18 protein-coding genes, 1 pseudogene and 1 riboswitch are annotated in these 15,905 nt (G+C 45.8%); of the genes and pseudogenes, 9 read left to right on the forward strand and 10 right to left on the reverse strand.

The features are described from left to right. Nucleotides 1-213 precede the first annotated feature (213 nt). Genes CTT30_RS08830 through CTT30_RS08845 form a run of 4 tightly spaced genes read left to right on the forward strand, consistent with a single transcriptional unit; the run spans nt 214 to nt 4,805 of the window. Nucleotides 214-1,773 carry an ethylbenzene dehydrogenase-related protein gene (locus tag CTT30_RS08830; RefSeq protein ID WP_252034762.1) on the forward strand — a complete coding sequence of 520 codons (1,560 nt, stop codon included), beginning with the start codon at nt 214-216 and terminating at the stop codon, nt 1,771-1,773. After that, nucleotides 1,770-2,387: an Lcl C-terminal domain-containing protein gene (locus CTT30_RS08835; RefSeq protein WP_252034764.1), complete on the forward strand. Its 618-nt coding sequence runs from the start codon at nt 1,770-1,772 to the stop codon at nt 2,385-2,387. Before CTT30_RS08830 ends, CTT30_RS08835 begins: the two co-directional genes overlap by 4 nt. A 56-nt stretch (nt 2,388-2,443) precedes the next feature. Beyond that, the gene (locus CTT30_RS08840) at nt 2,444-4,567 is read left to right on the forward strand and encodes a DNRLRE domain-containing protein (RefSeq protein WP_252034766.1); all 2,124 of its coding nucleotides are present in this window, start codon (nt 2,444-2,446) and stop codon (nt 4,565-4,567) included. Then, the gene (locus CTT30_RS08845) at nt 4,533-4,805 is read left to right on the forward strand and encodes a DNRLRE domain-containing protein (RefSeq protein ID WP_252034768.1); all 273 of its coding nucleotides are present in this window, start codon (nt 4,533-4,535) and stop codon (nt 4,803-4,805) included. The genes CTT30_RS08840 and CTT30_RS08845 overlap by 35 nt, the downstream gene beginning before the upstream one ends. A 66-nt stretch (nt 4,806-4,871) precedes the next feature. On the opposite strand, the gene CTT30_RS08850 is transcribed toward CTT30_RS08845, so the two are convergent. Further along, entirely contained in the window at nt 4,872-5,444 is a 573-nt protein-coding gene (locus tag CTT30_RS08850) for a flavodoxin family protein (RefSeq protein WP_252034770.1), read from the reverse strand. Next, nucleotides 5,444-5,842, reverse strand: a complete 399-nt coding sequence (locus tag CTT30_RS08855) for a VOC family protein (RefSeq protein ID WP_252034772.1) — start codon at nt 5,840-5,842, stop codon at nt 5,444-5,446. Before CTT30_RS08855 ends, CTT30_RS08850 begins: the two co-directional genes overlap by 1 nt. Before the next feature lie 249 nt (nt 5,843-6,091). Further along, nucleotides 6,092-6,234: riboswitch (FMN riboswitch) on the forward strand. 93 nt (nt 6,235-6,327) lie between these two features. On the opposite strand from CTT30_RS08855, the gene ribB reads away from it, so the two are divergent. The 3 genes from ribB to CTT30_RS08870 all read left to right on the forward strand — a co-directional run bounded on the left by ribB (nt 6,328) and on the right by CTT30_RS08870 (nt 8,391). After that, entirely contained in the window at nt 6,328-6,987 is a 660-nt protein-coding gene (ribB, locus tag CTT30_RS08860; RefSeq protein ID WP_252034774.1) for a 3,4-dihydroxy-2-butanone-4-phosphate synthase, read from the forward strand. An 18-nt stretch (nt 6,988-7,005) separates the two neighbouring features. Further along, on the forward strand, nt 7,006-7,155 hold the full coding sequence (locus tag CTT30_RS08865) for a hypothetical protein (RefSeq protein ID WP_239866047.1): 150 nt from the start codon (nt 7,006-7,008) through the stop codon (nt 7,153-7,155). A 270-nt stretch (nt 7,156-7,425) separates the two neighbouring features. Beyond that, nucleotides 7,426-8,391 (forward strand): hypothetical protein, encoded by a 966-nt coding sequence (locus tag CTT30_RS08870; protein WP_252034776.1) that lies wholly within the window; start codon nt 7,426-7,428, stop codon nt 8,389-8,391. A gap of 35 nt (nt 8,392-8,426) precedes the next feature. Here the strand turns inward: CTT30_RS08870 and CTT30_RS08875 are convergent, their stop codons facing one another. Next, the gene (locus CTT30_RS08875) at nt 8,427-9,146 is read right to left on the reverse strand and encodes a substrate-binding periplasmic protein (protein ID WP_252034778.1); all 720 of its coding nucleotides are present in this window, start codon (nt 9,144-9,146) and stop codon (nt 8,427-8,429) included. Between the two features lie 115 nt (nt 9,147-9,261). Next, nucleotides 9,262-10,170: a LysR family transcriptional regulator gene (locus tag CTT30_RS08880; RefSeq protein ID WP_252034780.1), complete on the reverse strand. Its 909-nt coding sequence runs from the start codon at nt 10,168-10,170 to the stop codon at nt 9,262-9,264. Between the two features lie 132 nt (nt 10,171-10,302). Between CTT30_RS08880 and CTT30_RS08885 the strand changes: the two genes are divergently transcribed. Then, the gene (locus tag CTT30_RS08885; protein ID WP_171347752.1) at nt 10,303-11,358 is read left to right on the forward strand and encodes an HlyD family secretion protein; all 1,056 of its coding nucleotides are present in this window, start codon (nt 10,303-10,305) and stop codon (nt 11,356-11,358) included. Between the two features lie 3 nt (nt 11,359-11,361). Continuing rightward, nucleotides 11,362-12,912, forward strand: coding sequence for a DHA2 family efflux MFS transporter permease subunit (locus CTT30_RS08890; RefSeq protein ID WP_252034782.1), 1,551 nt, complete (start codon nt 11,362-11,364; stop codon nt 12,910-12,912). Between the two features lie 33 nt (nt 12,913-12,945). On the opposite strand, the gene CTT30_RS08895 is transcribed toward CTT30_RS08890, so the two are convergent. The 6 genes and pseudogenes from CTT30_RS08895 to CTT30_RS08920 all read right to left on the reverse strand — a co-directional run bounded on the left by CTT30_RS08895 (nt 12,946) and on the right by CTT30_RS08920 (nt 15,807). Further along, entirely contained in the window at nt 12,946-13,281 is a 336-nt protein-coding gene (locus CTT30_RS08895) for a hypothetical protein (RefSeq protein ID WP_252034784.1), read from the reverse strand. 1 nt (nt 13,282) lies between these two features. After that, nucleotides 13,283-13,666, reverse strand: a complete 384-nt coding sequence (locus CTT30_RS08900; RefSeq protein ID WP_252034786.1) for a DUF4345 domain-containing protein — start codon at nt 13,664-13,666, stop codon at nt 13,283-13,285. A gap of 144 nt (nt 13,667-13,810) precedes the next feature. Beyond that, nucleotides 13,811-14,206, reverse strand: a complete 396-nt coding sequence (locus CTT30_RS08905) for an NUDIX domain-containing protein (protein ID WP_252034788.1) — start codon at nt 14,204-14,206, stop codon at nt 13,811-13,813. Between the two features lie 35 nt (nt 14,207-14,241). Then, nucleotides 14,242-14,748 carry a peptide deformylase gene (gene def, locus CTT30_RS08910; RefSeq protein ID WP_006962566.1) on the reverse strand — a complete coding sequence of 169 codons (507 nt, stop codon included), beginning with the start codon at nt 14,746-14,748 and terminating at the stop codon, nt 14,242-14,244. A 148-nt stretch (nt 14,749-14,896) separates the two neighbouring features. Beyond that, nucleotides 14,897-15,328 carry a GNAT family N-acetyltransferase gene (locus CTT30_RS08915; protein WP_021458371.1) on the reverse strand — a complete coding sequence of 144 codons (432 nt, stop codon included), beginning with the start codon at nt 15,326-15,328 and terminating at the stop codon, nt 14,897-14,899. Between the two features lie 105 nt (nt 15,329-15,433). Next, nucleotides 15,434-15,807 (reverse strand): annotated as a pseudogene (locus tag CTT30_RS08920) (MmcQ/YjbR family DNA-binding protein). Nucleotides 15,808-15,905: the final 98 nt, after the last annotated feature.

Below are 15,905 nucleotides of genomic sequence, written 5' to 3' on the forward strand. Positions count from 1 at the left end.
AGCTTCGCCAGTAATGTAATCCACGAGTGATATGGGCTAAAGGCTAATACCCTTGTTTATTAAGTTGATAGAATAGATGTCTCCGCATCGCCCTAATTGTTACAGTGACAAGAAATTAATATTAAACATAATTCATATGTGATTCATATCCTATCCTTTTAAATCATTTACTTTAAAGTTGGCTCACCTTTGTCAACTCACTCAATTTGCTTAATGAAACGGACACTACCTTGGGTCGTGCTGCATGGCTTTGCCATGCTGTGTGTTCTGATGAATCTTTTAACAGGCTTTCGCATTGCAACAGTAAGCCATCCGCAATGGCTTTTCTTCTCAGTGTGGCTTCCTCAAGGGCAATTGCATTCCATCCACATCTATTCCGGTATTGCGTTAAGTGCTTTGGCGCTCTCATATTGTATTTATCGTTGGAGGCTCGGGCCGAGTGTTAAATCGAGCCAGCTTCGAGGGATAAACGCATTTAACAAACGCTTCATTAAAGTGAGCTACGTGCTCTTCCCTGCATTAATTGTGACTGGGTGGCTGCTACTTAGCGGTTACGCAGGTGATGCAAGCAAGCTTCACTTTTATCTTGCACACGGGGCACTACTTTACGTATTTCTGCACGCTGGCGGTTACTTTCTCCAATATGGTGTGGCGGCATTTCTCACTATCTTTTCAACTCGAATAACCAAGCATGAAATATTGCAAATATTAGCAGTATTAACGCTTACCCTTCTCCCTTGGGCGGGCATCTTTCTGACTTCCTCTTTAGTACTGACGGCCGCCCCCCTTTCTTCAGAGCAAGTTATCAACATTGATGGCATCGCCGAAGAGCCCATTTGGCAAAATACACCATCGACCTATGTAGAAACCTATGGTGGAGAAGGGTTTGAAAATGGCCATACTCGCATCAGCATCAAAGCAATCCACAACCAGCAGGATATTTTCTTCCACATCACTTGGGATGATCCAACCGAAAGTCTGGATCACCTCCCTCTGGTTAAAACAGACAAAGGTTGGCAAGTCCAAGAAGACGGCTTTTATCGCTTCGACGAAAAGCGATTCTATGAAGACAAACTTGCAATCATGATCTCCAATACATGCAACCTAGGCGCCGATGGAACCGCTCACCTTGGGCCTAAGCCTCTAGAGGGCAAACCTGCCAATTGGCACGGCAAAGGTTATCACTATTCGCCAGATAACAGCCTTCGTGATTTATGGCATTGGAAGGCTGTACGAACCAATGGCATGTATCAGGCGGATGACAATTCGTTCACCACTCCTCAGCAAGTTGACCCAGCTAAGAGGCGCTATACCGCTGGCTATATCACTGACGGCAAAGAGTCTGGGGCTTACGTCATGAATTGGCAGTGGTATTCACCTAATGGCGTCACCCCGAAACGACTGCCTAATACAGACCTAACCGGCTCTTTTTCGTCTATCAACCAATCTACGAATCACGGTCCTTACCTGAGCTGGCACGACACTAAGGTTTACTCACATAACATTGACCAATCTCCCCTCAAGACGTCCCTTCCTTCGGTATTACACAACTCCAATCAGTTTGAAGGTGACCGAGGTGATGTCCGTGCATTTGGGCAGTGGAACAACGGAGCATGGTCACTCGAAATCGCTCGAAAATTAGATACAGGATCAGCGCAGGATATTGCAATACGTGATGGTGTATGTCTTTGGGTTGCCGCTTTTGACCATTCCCAAATAGCACACACGCGACATGCTCAAGGCATACGTTTAGCACTTGAGGTAACACAATGATTAAACGACTGTCGATACTCGCTACTTTGATTGCAAGCTTAGTAGTCATCGCTTACTTCAACCCTATTGAGCAAGAAGAACCACAACCATCACGATGGCAAAAGATAACTATGGGAGGTCAACCCATCGATATCTGGAGTGGGCCTTGGAGCTGCGTGTTGGATAAGAAAACGGGATTACTCTGGGAAGTGAAAACAGACTCTGAAAACATCCATGATTCGTATTGGTCGTACTCATGGTTTGATGGCACGCGAGGTGTCCCAGATCGCGGCGATTGTTTCTTTGACGATGGTCGCTGCGACAGTTTCGACCATGTCACTCGAACCAACGCCGAATCCTTGTGTGGCCGCAGTGATTGGCGAGTCCCCACAACGGACGAGCTCTCCACACTGATTAACCTCTCGGTTCCAAATGGGCAGGCCAAAATCAGTGGCGGATTTTTTCCTAGGGTGCGCAAAGGTGATTACTGGACAGCAGACCATTCAATTCCTTTAAGCGGCTTTTACTCTCGATTGGGCGAAGGGGCAAACGCCGTTGACTTTCGTGATGGGCAAGTGAAAACCCTTCCCTATCGAAATGCCGCCTTTTTAATCTTGGTCACTCAAGCCCAATAGTCGAATTTTCATGGTCAGTTTAGACCGACTCTAACCCATAAACTATGGACTTTATAATGATTCGAAGGATTGCAACACTGTCACTTTTAGCCGTAGCCGGGCTCACCGGCCTGAATGCGGGAGCCGCGACACAATATCATCGAGTAGTCTGGGACGGTGACCCTGCGCGAGAAGCGGTCATTGGATTCTCTCCTAACGGCGAGAGTGAACAACCCTATGTGCAATATGGAACGTCAACCGATGAAGCCACATGGCTAACCAAACAACCTAGCTACGATCATGTATTTGCTGGCGACTTACTCAGCTATTTTGTCCGATTGGATAACCTGACGCCGGATTCCCCCGTTTACTATCGTGTCTGTGACCAACAAGGTTGTGGTGAGCGCTTTTGGTTCCGCACCGCTCCTATAGACAATAGTGAGTTTGTCATGATCGCTGGGGGCGATACTCGCACAGGGTGGACCAACCGAAGAATGGGGAATCAGCTAGTAGCGAAGGTTCGCCCCTTATTCATTCTTCACGGCGGCGATTACACCAGCCAAAACAGCGCGTCGCAAATGGCTCAGTACTTAGAAGATTGGGCATTGACCTTTTCCAGTGACCAGATAGATGGCAAAGCGTACAAACGTACCTACCCATTCATTCCAACCCACGGCAACCACGAAGATTACGATTACTCAACGCTGTGTAAAGTGTTTGGAGTCGATGCTGACGGTAATGGCGAGTGTAATCCTTTCGATACCTACAACGTTGTTAACATTTCGCCATTACTTCGCGTCTACACGCTGAACAGCCAATTTCGCAAAAGTGGCTGGTCAAGCTATGCCTCCCAAATGAACGAATGGCTAGAACAAGATTTGGCCACTCATGGCGAAGAGAACATCTGGCGCGTGGCACAATACCACAGACCAATGTTTCCTCACGTTTCATCCAAGTCTGATAGCCCAGATCTGTTTAGCTGGTGGGCAGAGTTGTTTTACCAGCACAGTATGAATCTCGTTGTCGAATCAGATAGTCACTTAACCAAAGCGACCCGAGAACTAAAACCGGACGGTAACAACTTTGTTAGTTCGCCAACCGGAGGAACAGTGTACATCGGTGAAGGCAGTTGGGGGGCAGCAGCCCGCTCTGCTAATGACCCTAAAAGCTGGACGCTAGATGCAGCAAGTATTCAGCAAGTAAAAGTCATTCAAGTGTTGAAAGACTCCATGACCGTCCGAACTGCGCAGTTTGATGCTTCAGCTTCAACGCTGACAAGAGAGGAGAGAGAAGCGGATAGCCTCCGTTTACCAGAGAACGTGAATTGGTGGTCACTCAACGAAGTCGGAGAAACGATGGAATTGGTTCAATCCGCGGATCGTCTCTCGATACTTAAAAATCAAGATCCTGATACCTCCCCTTCGTTCATTCGCTTACCCGCTACACAAGATGTTTTTGTCGCACAATCACAGCCAGAGACTAATTTTGACGGACACGAAGATGGCTTGCTCGCCGATGCATCTGATTCTACCTACGGCCGAACTATGAGCCTAATGGCCTTTGACGTTTCATCCATTCCAACTTGTGTCGATATAGCCGGTGTTAAGCTTGAATTGCAAGTCACCAACAAATCTTATGGAGAGTATGGCGTTCATGTCGCTGCAGAGGAGTGGAAAGACTCATCGGCGACCTGGAATTCAGTGGATGGTGAACAAATCGCCGGAAGAACACTGACCCACTTCATACCATCATCAACGGGAACGGTCGATGTTGATCTAACCGACAGCCACCTACTCGACTTATGGGATCATGATGGCAATTTTGGCCTAGTCATCGCGTCAGCCGGTACGACAGATGGCCTTGACTTTGATTCAAGCGAAACAGGTACACCACCAGCACTAGTCGTGAGCTACAACGAACGCAAAGACTGTGAGACACCTGTTAACTCATTATCGTTACCAACCATCGACGATACCTTTATCGCCTCCAGCAAAGCTTCTGAAAACTTCAACAATCATGCAGACGGCTTACTTGCTGACTTGCTTGATACCAAATATGGAAAAACCAATGCGCTGATGAAGTTTGATGTCTCTGCATTACCTGAAGGCGTTGAATTCGATTCAGTGATATTGGCATTACACGTGACCAATGCTTCGACTGGCAATTTTGGAATTGTATCGCGTCAATCAAAATTGGAATGAGCAGACGGCGACCTGGCAATCGATTTACGATAATGGCGGTTCTGGCGACTACCTAACCACCTTCTCACCAAAAGAGACTGGTGTTTACCGTATCGATTTGACCAACTCGGGCTTACTTCAATCTTGGCTTAACGGAGAAAACACTGGGCTTATCATTGTACCCAAGAGCCTGAATGGTCTTGATATCAGCTCCCGCGAACTGGGAATGGGCCCCGTTTTAACAGTCACTTATCATTAGCGACTACGAATAGCTCGGTTTCAATCTGGGCAAAAGTTTCAACGCCCAGATTGAACGCTTTCACAGTTATTGTACGCTGACGTCTTTCTCACGAATTTGCTGGCTGTTGATATGCGCTGCCGCTTTTCTAGCAGCCGATTCTATATGCGTAAGATCAGCTTCCGTTTGAATAGAGAGATATTGGTGGCCTCTGAAATCTAAATCAAAATACCGAGCGGTCATCACAAATGGTTCAATAAAACACGATGGACACGTAGATTGATAGCCCGTAGAAATGACCGACATGCTTTTTCCTGCCCATCGCCGACCTAAAAGCTTGTCGTTCTCCGTCAAGTCCGACAACCTGTCAAAAACCACTTTCATCTGAGCTGACATCGAATACCAGTACACAGGGGACGCCCAAACTATATGGTCTGCATCCACCAATGTACGCATCAACTCAAGAAAATCATCGGATTCGTTCTGATGTTTGTAGTCGTAATATGTGATGTCATAATCTGACAAGTCAAACACACGACCCCCAGAAACCGCAGCAACAGCTTCAGCGAATTGATGTGTATTGCCATCTGCCTTTGACGAGCCAAGTACAATCGCGATTCGCATATCTCGATCTAATTTTACATGCTCTAAATTGCCCATTACGCCTCCCAAACCTGACGCTGCAATACAACGCGGTAACCATCGATGTCTTCAAAAGTACATCCAACGTTTTCCCAATAAGGATTGAATGAGATCACTTTCTGAAAACCCGCACCGAGCATATTCTGACAGCAACGCTTCCAATCACTTTCGTCAGGTACGTAAAACACCAGTAAGTTATCTTGACTTGGTGCAGGCGCAACATGGCTGCCGTAGTGGTGTGTAAATTCTAAATGATAGGGATGAGCTGGATGACCGATGATGGTTCCGCTAAAACCTTCATGGTCGGTAAAGCTGCTCAGCAATTCAAAGCCTAAGCCGTTGATATACATATTGGTGAGAGTATCTAATTCGTTCGTTGGTCGAGCGACACGCAATGTTGAGTTCCTTGGGATCATAGTTGCTCCTTATCAAAATCCTGTGCTCAGCGATGACCCATCTCTGGGCCTCCTTTAAACTAAGAAAACGCAGGATAAAACCTCAACCTAACTTGAGATCAAGAACCAATTTCTTAGATGCACCTTGTTTACGAAAGAGTCCAAATTGCTCACTCGGCCTCTAAAGGCTCTGTGTCACTTTTCCATTCCCTGCAATCCCGAAATGCACTATGCTAAGGCCGCCCATAACAATGGGTACTTAATACATATATTTATTCTCAGGGCGGGGCGAAATTCCCCACCGGCGGTATATCTTTAACAAGATGAGCCCGCGAGCGCTCGATTCGTCGAGGTCAGCAGATCTGGTGAGATGCCAGAGCCGACGGTTATAGTCCGGATGAGAGAGAATTGATGCACACCAGATGTTTCATTACGAAACGCTGGTGCATTTTGCGTTGTCTTCTATCACATATTGCCCTGATTCTGGTAAACAATAAGGAAACACCATGAATCAGACATCTTTACTTGCCGAATTTGGCACTCCTATCGACCGCGTCAACGCGGCTCTTGATGCTCTAAAGCACGGACAAGGCGTTTTATTACTTGATGATGAAAACAGAGAAAATGAAGGTGACTTAATTTACTCTGCTGAACATCTCACACCCCAGCAAATGGCACTAATGATTCGAGAATGCAGCGGGATTGTCTGCCTGTGCTTAACGGATGACAAAGCCACTCAACTCGATTTACCGCCTATGGTTAGCCGTAACGACAGTGCGAATCAGACGGCATTCACAGTTTCAATTGAAGCTAAAAAAGGCGTTACCACCGGCGTCTCAGCCCATGACCGCGTCACCACTATCCAGACCGCTATTGCGCCAGATGCAAAGCCGCAGGATTTGGCGCGCCCTGGGCATGTATTTCCCTTACGTGCACGCTCTGGTGGCGTTTTAAGTCGCCGCGGCCACACAGAAGGAACGGTCGACTTAATGACTCTAGCGGGCTTAGCTCCTTCTGGCGTTCTATGTGAAGTAACAAACCCTGATGGCACCATGGCTCGCGCTCCACAGATTGTTGAGTTCGCACGAGAGCATGGGATGCCGGTATTAACGATCGAAGACATCGTCGCCTATCGACTACAAAACACCAGCGCTTTAGCCAGTTGATCGTAAGGAGTAACGCCTATGTTTACAGGAATTGTCTCCTCCATCGCGACGATCCAACGGATTGACGATCGCGGAGGAATTCGAACCTTTGAGCAGTTTCTCGCTGCGCAAGGCAGCAGTCTCAATGCTCTGACTCATACAACAGCACGTCCTCTGCAACGACCTTAAGCTTTATGCCGCGTCATCGCTTAGCAACGGCGCGGCATTATTACTGATTTATCAAGAGTCTTACCCTGCTCTTTTAAGTTACACCACTCTTTAGCAGTAGATCATAACCTGCAAGAAAAGGCACAACATTGGAGGAGACAATCTATTTAGACAAAGGTGAAGTCTAGAAATCAGACACTATGATACAGATCACTTATGAATATTGAGTTTTCTATAATAATTAGCTTTCAATATTAATCTCAATTCATATAACACCAAGGAAGGATTCAAATGAATAAGGGAATCATAGTCGCAGCTTGCCTTGCCAGCCTATCCGCGTGCAGTAGCTCAAACCAACTGACTGTTTTTGACGGACTAACCTACACCGCCAAAAACGAAGGAGGGATTAACGACCCGATACGTTTTTATCCTCTGCAAACGACTCAAATAAGCCTAGATGGCCAGCTCACTTATCAGATTGGAGATTTGTGCTATTCAGACAGAAACCGCTCGCCAATGACTTCAAACTGTTTTAACCAATCATCAGGTAGTAACCCAGTCAACGCAACGGTAATTCAACATGAGTATAAATCGGATAGCGAAGATCCAATCGCGATTTCAACCCTCGCCTTTAACCTCAACCAGGCCCTCACAAACGCTACATTAAATTTAGCCACATGTAACGAAGAAGAATGCCAAAAAGCGCTCACTTCAAGTAGTAAGAGCATCAATAAAGCCGCCAATACTCTTCAGAAAGAATTGAATAGAACAAACGTAAGAGTCTACAACTGGAGTGATACTAGCAAGCATTCCGCCGACAGCGGTTCGGAAAGCCTAAAAGCTTCAGGAGAATCCGCTACTCAGGGGATCACTATCGTTAATGGTTACAGCATCAATGAACTCAAGATCTCATGTATCAACAGCAAAGCGATTACTGCAAGCAAATCGGATCATTTGAAAGTCGTCACTAAAACCATTGCCGCTGATTCTATTTCTTTCATCAACACCCAATCAAAAATATCAGAACTTGCCGCGACGTTGGATGCCAAAGAAATTGCGCAAGATTTAAAAGGGTTTTCGAAAGAGTTGCTCGCTTTAGAACTTTCATTAAAGTCCGCCAGTACAATTTCTAGCATGGGAATGCTACATAAAACAGGTACTGTCGTAGGTCCAGCAAACAACTCCAAAGCTTCGACTTACCTTGCAGTGCTAACCGATCTGGAAGATTTAAGGGAACATTTTCCAGAGTGCGAATAATGATACCAGTGATCTGTCAGTTCTAAATTGACAGATCACTCCCCAATCGATGACATGTAAGCCTCATAATCTTGACCATGAGTAAGATAAATTTGTTTTAGTTCACCAGACTGGATAAGTTGTGGCATATGGGTATCAAACATCTCAATGAGTGTGTTTGATGACTCGGTGTTAGAAAATACGACGTAAAGTTTCTCCCCTTTCTTGGCAACTTCAGTAACAAACGCGTCTGTCGCTAACAATTCTGAACTAGCCATGCTTGATGGATAATCTATTAGAGCGCTCACTCTGCCCTTTTTTAGAAGTTTCATCCCTTGCTCGGCGCTGTCTACCTCTACCAATTCAAGCGGAATATCTTTAAGAAAGCCCTTCTCAAAACCATAACCCCGAACCCAAGCGATCTTCTTATTTACCAGTGATGAAAGCTGCTGCTCTTCCCAATCAAGCGAGCCTCGAGCAAATACAACAATTACATCCTCTTCCACACTAAGGTGCCATTGTGGATATAGAAACGCATCCGCGTTTGGATAAAAGTAATCGCCCAAATAAGCGCTGGCTTCCTGTTTTCGGACAAGATGCTTGGCTCGTTTCCATGGCAATACTTCTAGGGTAAGGGAAACATTCAAAGGTTGGAAAACGGCTTTAACGATCTCCCAGTAAAGGCCTGTGCCGTCGCTATTGGTGTATCCAAGCCATTCCTGACTAACTATTTTAATTCGTTTACTATCACTGGCGTAGGAAACTGAAGTAACCATCAGTAGTACCACACTAACAAGCCAAGACTTCAACCTCATTCGCAGACCTTACCTTTATCAATCCTTTTAAATAGAGTCTAGTCCAGCAGATATAACAGAGGCTTGCGAATTTGGCTCACCCGCGTGCAGCAAGGTCTTTGCTGAATGCCTCTAATAAAAAGTCGATAAAGACCTTTTTACGCTTCGGCATGAGTTGCCTATCTGCGTAGACCAAACTCACAAGCACTTCTGGCATTTTATATTCAGGAAGCAGTTGAATAAGTCGCCCGCTGGCAAAGTGCTCCCGGCAAATGAATTCAGGTAATACTGCGATGCCAAGCCCGTCCAGACAGGCTTTCAGACAGGCGGTAATGGTGTTGACTCGTAATCGGTGTGGCAGGTCAATTTGCAAGGAGTCTCCGTCTTCTGGAATCAGATGCCACTTAGGCAACCTCACCGCGCGGTTAAATACCTCAACCATTTGATGCGGTGGAATTAAGTCACGATGAGACTCAATTCCTCCGTGCTCCTCAAGGTACTCTGGGCTGGCAACCAATACACGCTGTGATTTCGTCAGTGGACGAGAAACCAAAGCAGAGTCTTCTAATTCACCAATTTGCGCGTACAAATCAATGCCTTCAGCGATGATGTCCACTTCTCGATTCGACAGTTCGAGGTTAATGGTGACGCTGGGGTATTCTTTGAGAAAAGCGTTGATGTATGAGCCCATGATTTGATGACCCAGCTCAACTGGTAACACCACATTTAATGGTCCGCGAATCAAATCCTGATTGGCAGACACTTCAAGCTCAGCCTGATTCATAATCTCCAGCATTTGCAGGCTGGATTGATAAAACCGCTCACCTTCCGGTGTTAACACTAAACTTCTCGTTGAACGCGTGATCAAGCGCACACCTAGATGCTTTTCCAGCTCAACTAACTTTCGGCTCACAGTTGACTTGGTCATATTCAGTGCATCCGCTGCATGAGTAAAACTCCCACAATCAACAACTTGTGCGAAAACAGCAATCGCATTCAAATCCATCTCATCACCTCACGCCTTCATTAGTTAAATTTTTGCAACAGTGTTTCTCTTTTTTCCTATCTTATCAATCAATCTAAATCATTTACAATTTGTAACATCCGCCGAAGACGAAAAATGAATACGAGAAAAATAATGACGAATACACATACCGAGACTAAGCCAGCAAAATCCAGAAAAGCCCCTCTTATAGCGACAGCCATTATGCTGTCACTAGGATTACTGGGCGGTGGGTACTGGTTTGGATACGGTCAGTACTTCGAATCCACCGACAACGCCTACCTTCAGGGAGAGATCACCACGATTAGCCCTAAAGTGGCTGGCTACATTGAACACTCTTTTGTCAATGACAACCAAAAAGTCAAAAAAGGCGATCTGTTAGTCCAAATTGACGACCGTGACTACCGCACTGCTCTCGAACAAGCGAAAGCACACCTCACCGTCACACAGTCCAGCGTAGAGAATTTAAAAGCACAGCAAACCTTGCAACAAAGCCAAATCCATCAAGCAGAAAGCCGCGTCGATTCAGCAAAAGCGGAATATGATCGCGCTGTTCAGCAAGTACAACGTTCACGCAGCCTTCTTAAACGCAACTACGCTTCGCAAGATGAAGTCGACAACATGCTGGCTCAACAAAAAGTCACTCAGGCCGAGCTGGATGAAGCGAAAGCGAGTCTGGTTGCTGCTCACGATCAGCTCACGGTCATCGATAGTGACATTAAACAAGCTCAGGCATCCATTGTTGAGTCTCAAACAGCCGTCGAGCAAGCTCAGCTCAACCTCGACTACACCAAAATCTATGCGCCGGTAGATGGTATCGTGGGCAAGCGCAGTGTGCGTGAAGGTCTGTTGGTTCAAGCTGGTACACCATTAATGAGCTTGGTGCCGACGAGTGACGTCTGGATAGAAGCTAACTTCAAAGAGACTCAGTTGAGCGGCATTCATCAGGGACAAAAAGTTGAGATCGAGCTGGATGCCTTTCCAGGCCAACCATTAGAAGGTGTCGTAGACAGCTTTTCACCTGCCACTGGCGCTAAATTTGCGCTATTGCCTCCGGAGAACGCGACAGGTAACTTCACCAAGATTGTTCAGCGCGTACCAGTTAAAATCACCATCCCCGACCAACAAGCATTGAAAGGCCGATTACTACCGGGGTTATCAGTTGTGGCAACCATTGATACCAGAGGTTAATCCATGTCGGAAGCAACCTTAAACTCACCTGCCGTTCAAGAGAATGAAGTGTCAACACGCCACTGGATCGCTTTATTTGGTGGCTTGATCGGCGCCTTCATGGCTATTCTCGACATTCAGATCACCAACTCATCGCTGAAAGACATACAAGGTGCGTTGTCTGCGACTCTGGATGAGAGCTCATGGATTTCGACATCCTATTTAGTCGCGGAGATGACTGCTATCCCACTCAGTGGCTGGTTGTCTAAAGCCCTAGGCAAGCGTCGTTACCTGACTTGGACAACAGCAATCTTCACACTGTCATCACTGCTTTGCTCTTTTTCATGGAACATGACCTCGATGATCGTATTCCGTGCAATGCAAGGGTTTAGTGGCGGTGCATTAATTCCTCTCGCCTTCTCTCTGGTTATTCAGCTACTGCCGATTAACAAGCGAGCCGTCGGTATGGCGTTGTTCGGTGTTACCGCTACGTTTGCTCCGTCCATCGGCCCAACGTTTGGTGGCTGGCTGACAGAAAATCTTTCCTGGCATTACATCTTTTATATCAACATTCCACCAGCGCTTCTGGTGATTACAATGATTCGCTATGGTTTGGATGACGAGAAGCTAAATCTAAATACCCTCAAAAAAGCCGATTGGTTCGGCATTGCGACTATGGCGTTAGGCTTGGGTTGTCTCGAAGTAGTATTGGAAGAAGGAAACCGTGAAGAGTGGTTCAGCTCCAGCTTTATCATTACGCTAAGCATTATCTCTGCCGTGAGTTTAGTGTACTTCGTTATCAATGAGTTGCAGCATAAGAAACCGCTAGTGAACTTGAGATTGCTGCGTGACGGGCAGTTTGCCATGTCGTGTATTGCTTATCTGATTTTGGGTATGGCTTTGCTAGGTTCAATCTATGTGCTGCCTCTGTACCTAACTCAGATCCAGCAATACAACGCGATGGAGATTGGTGAAGTCCTGATGTGGATGGGCTTTCCTCAGCTCTTGATCTTTCCGCTGGTTCCGAAGCTGACTCAAATCATCAAACCTAAGTACTTAGTTACCTTTGGCTTCGCGATGTTCGGCTTGAGTTGCTATGTTAATACTCACATGACGATAGATTTTGGTGGTCACCAGTTGATTCTGTCGATGATTCTACGTGCTATTGGCAGCCCGTTCATTATGGTGCCGTTATCTCTGGTCGCGATGAAAAACATCAGCAAGCTAGACACTCCAGATGCCTCAACACTGACCAATGTTATGCGTAACCTTGGCGGTGCTTTTAGTATTGCTATCATTGCGACCTTGCTCGACAACAAGACCCGTGAACACCTCGCACATATTAAAGAATCTCTGCCGTCGGTGAGTACATTAGGTTGGGACACGCTGCACCAGCAGCAAGCCTTCTTTATGCAATCTGGAAGTGACGCCGCAACAGCCATGATGCAAGCTGAAGCCAGTTTACTCAGTACCATGCAACGCGACGCCGCGATCATGGCCTACAACGATGTCTTCTTGATGATGACCGCTTTTCTGGCGTTAGCAGCGGTACTCATTCTTAATATGAAGAACTAAATTCATAGCGAAGGTACAAATCTGGGCACGACGTTACCAAGTCACTTCACGCCCATTTTCCACCACGAAGCCTGAACTTAGAATCGTTGTCATAACCAATACGTTTTTGGGCTCGACAGAAAAACTTTCTGATAAGGCTTTTGCCAACCCCAGCTGTAGCGCGCTCACTGACTTTTCTGACCAGACTGACGGCAAACAAAGATTCGCAATGATTGAGTACGACTTCCCCTCTTGCCACTCAGCCCGAACAAAATTAATGGTCATATCTGTGGTAGGCTGCTCAGACAAACTGCCCCAGCGCTCAATAACTTCACCGGTCTCTGCTTTGCAAACCAAATCCGACGAGATTGTACAGTGTGCTATTGGCATATCAGTCCCCTGTTTTTTCCGATTTAAACAGATATAGGGCAAGCAGCGACACTCCCACCTCTAACATGAGATAGAAATGCATTGTACTGTTTGTTTCACCATCGCTTACCAAGCCGATGATTCTCCCTGTCGCCATACTCCCATTGACAAAAATCACGGCCAACAAGCCTGTACTGTGTGTTGACGTTTTTTGTGAAAGTAGGAATAGGACAAGTGCGACACCGACAGACATACCCCCATAGGTTGCCCGCATATCAACCAGCATGGATGCAGAAGTCGCATATCCACCAGTCGCATGGCTAAGCATACTGTTCGGAGCAATAGCGAACGCCAGACCATAGAAAAAGAATACGACAGAAGTCAGTAGAATAAGGCCTTTTGACATTGGGAAGATTCCTCTACCTGTAGATCACTAGTTTGGCTTAACCTGAGCGAGCTTGAGATATGAGTGTAGCTCACCGTTTTTGTATTCGATGATGGAAGAGGTAACAAAGCCTTAGCTTGATTCATAGTTCCCCCTCTCAAGTCGCTAACAAAGATGATGATTCACTCGTTTGAATTCTTCTATCGCTCGCTTATCTGCCTCAATCGAAACTGAATCTGATTCAAGCTTTTCCCAACTTACGCTCTCTGCTTCCAATGCTTTAATCTCACCTTGCCACTCACTAACTACGTAATAATGCAAAAGCTGTAACTCAGAGGTGGGATGGTAAAGAGAACACAAGTAATGATACTTATTGGCGGTAAGATCCAATTCTTCTTTTAGCTCACGGCACAGGGCATGTGGCTGAGTTTCGCCATCTTCTATATGTCCACCGGGAATACAGGTCAAGCCAGGGTCACTCGCTTTATGTATCGATCTCTTTTCAAGAAGTATCTGGTTGTTATCTACTAAAAGAAATGACACACATTCAAAAGGCTGCATTAATTACACTCCCTGTATTTATCATTTTGTCATGTTTAGCTTGCCATTGTTTTGATGTGTTTTTTTACTTTTTTCAATGCCATACGCTGCTTTAATGGAGAAAGATAGTCGATAAACAGATTACCTGCCAAGTGATCGATTTCATGCTGCATGACAATCGCAAGAAAATCATCACTTTCAATCCTCACAGGTTCGCCGTGTCTATCTAGAGCTTCAACGACAACGGATGTGTAACGCTCAACATCAGCATAATAATCCGGGACGGATAAACACCCTTCTTGTCCCATCGCTCGATTCTTACCCTCTACTACTTCTGGATTCACTAATATCAGTGGCTGATCTCGGCTCTCCGACAGATCAATAATCACGATAGCCTCACGGTGGCCCACTTGAGTTGCCGCCAAACCAATTCCATTACTTGTCGCGTAGAGCGTTTCCAGCATGTCATCGATTAGGGTCTGAACGGATTGAATGTCCGATACTTTTTCAGCTTTTATCTTTAGCTTTGGGTCTGGTGCGGTAAGAATCTTTAAAACAGCCATTAGGTTCCTTATATGAAAATTAAATTGCGTAAATAACCTATCACTTAGGCTATATAAGTCACTGTAAATAATGAATATATACGGAAACGCTCAAAGTTATTAGCTTTGAGCGTTTCTTCTAACAGATTGAGTGACGACAAACCGAGACTTAGAGCGTCATATGCAAAATTGGAAATGGTTTTCCCATATCATCAACAGGCGAGCGCGACTCAACATGGAACCCCATGTGTTTATAAAAGTCGACCGCCATTGGGTTTTGCTCATTCACATCTACTTTGTTTACACCGAGATGTTCAATGGCATATTGCAATAATGCTTTCCCTATTCCCTTGCCTCTCGCGGCGTCTAACACAAATAGCATTTCTACTTTTGCTTCATGAACACCCACAAAGCCGAGAATATTGCCGGTTTCGTTTTTTATACACTTCAGTGTGACGGCCGGAAAAGCTTGTTCAATGATAATAGGTTTAAAAAACTCAATATCTTCTTCTGTTATGAAGTCATGAGTCGCTCGGACTGAGTTTTCCCAAACATCCAGCATCTCTGCGAAATTTTCAGGAAGCACATTTTCTACATTCATAATGAGTCACTTAATTCGTAAGTTTTATCCATGTGCAGCCGCGAATGCGGATCCTAGCAACCGAAAGGAACAATGTATAGATTGAAGAAAAGAAATAACAGGATGCTAACGATTCGCTTCCAAGTTCAACCCAAGTTCACTTTGCTTACGTTTACTCAAACCTGACGCCACCAACCGATAAGACTCGCGCAAGTAGTACTCTAGTTCTTCATCGAGTTCACCCGACGTTTCTACTTGCTGAATCCATTTCATTCCTCGTTCGCAAAATAAGGCGCAGGAATATACCCGTCATGCTCGCTGAGAAAATCAAAATTTAGCGGGGAGGTTTTAAACGTAAAGGCGGGTTTGTCCGATTTGCCCCAACCGCCTACGGCAAATACCTTTCCTCCCACCTTCCAAACATGAGAATCCCCCCATTGCACGATATGGGTAGTCGCGGGAAGCTCAGAACAAAACTGATTAAACTGCTCGTAAGTCATACTTATCTCTTCAGTCACTTATAGATTGAGGTTAACGAGAGCTTAGCGCATCAAGAACAAATCGTGATCGTTGCTCAACGCTACCTGTCGGTACTTCC

The organism is Vibrio coralliilyticus (assembly GCF_024449095.1).
Classification (GTDB): Bacteria; Pseudomonadota; Gammaproteobacteria; order Enterobacterales; family Vibrionaceae; genus Vibrio; species Vibrio coralliilyticus_A.

Bases quoted from the DNA above. Each gene is read 5' to 3' on its own strand.
- CTT30_RS08830 (WP_252034762.1), top strand. From the start codon at position 214: ATGAAACGGACACTACCTTGGGTCGTGCTGCATGGCTTTGCCATGCTG.
- CTT30_RS08835 (WP_252034764.1), top strand. From the start codon at position 1,770: ATGATTAAACGACTGTCGATACTCGCTACTTTGATTGCAAGCTTAGTA.
- CTT30_RS08840 (WP_252034766.1), top strand. From the start codon at position 2,444: ATGATTCGAAGGATTGCAACACTGTCACTTTTAGCCGTAGCCGGGCTC.
- CTT30_RS08850 (WP_252034770.1), bottom strand. From the start codon at position 5,444: ATGGGCAATTTAGAGCATGTAAAATTAGATCGAGATATGCGAATCGCG.
- CTT30_RS08855 (WP_252034772.1), bottom strand. From the start codon at position 5,842: ATGATCCCAAGGAACTCAACATTGCGTGTCGCTCGACCAACGAACGAA.
- ribB (WP_252034774.1), top strand. From the start codon at position 6,328: ATGAATCAGACATCTTTACTTGCCGAATTTGGCACTCCTATCGACCGC.
- CTT30_RS08865 (WP_239866047.1), top strand. From the start codon at position 7,006: ATGTTTACAGGAATTGTCTCCTCCATCGCGACGATCCAACGGATTGAC.
- CTT30_RS08870 (WP_252034776.1), top strand. From the start codon at position 7,426: ATGAATAAGGGAATCATAGTCGCAGCTTGCCTTGCCAGCCTATCCGCG.
- CTT30_RS08875 (WP_252034778.1), bottom strand. From the start codon at position 9,146: ATGGTTACTTCAGTTTCCTACGCCAGTGATAGTAAACGAATTAAAATA.
- CTT30_RS08880 (WP_252034780.1), bottom strand. From the start codon at position 10,170: ATGGATTTGAATGCGATTGCTGTTTTCGCACAAGTTGTTGATTGTGGG.
- CTT30_RS08885 (WP_171347752.1), top strand. From the start codon at position 10,303: ATGACGAATACACATACCGAGACTAAGCCAGCAAAATCCAGAAAAGCC.
- CTT30_RS08890 (WP_252034782.1), top strand. From the start codon at position 11,362: ATGTCGGAAGCAACCTTAAACTCACCTGCCGTTCAAGAGAATGAAGTG.
- CTT30_RS08895 (WP_252034784.1), bottom strand. From the start codon at position 13,281: ATGCCAATAGCACACTGTACAATCTCGTCGGATTTGGTTTGCAAAGCA.
- CTT30_RS08900 (WP_252034786.1), bottom strand. From the start codon at position 13,666: ATGTCAAAAGGCCTTATTCTACTGACTTCTGTCGTATTCTTTTTCTAT.
- CTT30_RS08905 (WP_252034788.1), bottom strand. From the start codon at position 14,206: ATGCAGCCTTTTGAATGTGTGTCATTTCTTTTAGTAGATAACAACCAG.
- def (WP_006962566.1), bottom strand. From the start codon at position 14,748: ATGGCTGTTTTAAAGATTCTTACCGCACCAGACCCAAAGCTAAAGATA.
- CTT30_RS08915 (WP_021458371.1), bottom strand. From the start codon at position 15,328: ATGAATGTAGAAAATGTGCTTCCTGAAAATTTCGCAGAGATGCTGGAT.